This window comes from Bartonella gabonensis (genome assembly GCF_903679515.1).
Lineage (GTDB): Bacteria > Pseudomonadota > Alphaproteobacteria > Rhizobiales > Rhizobiaceae > Bartonella > Bartonella gabonensis.
Genome location: NZ_CAHOYM010000107.1, coordinates 1 through 674, shown reverse-complemented (window position 1 = coordinate 674; position 674 = coordinate 1). Strand labels below are relative to the sequence as shown.

Annotated in this window: 1 protein-coding gene; it reads right to left on the bottom strand. The window is 57.8% G+C overall.

Translation table 11 applies throughout. The annotated features are described in order from the left end of the window. Positions 1 to 95: 95 nt before the first annotated feature. Positions 96 to 674, bottom strand: a 579-nt coding sequence (locus tag HWX04_RS08255; protein ID WP_175869634.1) for an IS3 family transposase, incomplete at its 5' end; no start/stop codon positions are given.

Here is a 674-nt window from a genome sequence, read left to right as displayed (position 1 = left end):
TGCAGGGCCTGGGGCGCGATTGAACCTGCGTGCACTGCAATGGCAATGAACAAGGCCCGCGATGAACTGACCCCAWGAAGTTGGACGGTTGGAAGYTAGCGGCTCAAGGCCTGAKTTCGGTACTGCACCGGRCTCAGGCCTTTTAGTTTGAGCTTGATGCGTTGGTGGTTGTAGTAATGAATGTAGCGGCGCAGGCCGCGCTGCAACTCCTGAACGCTTGCGAACTTGTTCAGGTAGAAGAATTCCGATTTCAGCGTACCGAAGAAGCTTTCCATGGCCGCGTTGTCCAGGCAGTTGCCTTTGCGGGACATGCTTTGCGTCAAGCCGTGCTTGTGGAGCTGCTCTCGATAGTGGGACATTTGGTACTGCCACCCCTGGTCGGAGTGCAAGAGTGGCGCATCGCCGCGGGTCTTCAGCTTGCGCAACGCCTTCCTGAGCATGTTCCCTACGAGCGAGTACACAGGGCGCTCCTGCATCTCGTAGGCCACGATCTCCCCGTTGTAGAGGTCCATGATCGGCGACAGGTACAGCTTGTTGCCTCGGACATTGAATTCGGTCACATCGGTCACCCACTTCTCGTTCGGTCGCTCTGCACCGAACTGGCGATCGAGCAAGTTGGGCGATGAGGCGCACTCGCCTCGGTGGGAACGGTACTTCTTTGGCCGAACCAGTGA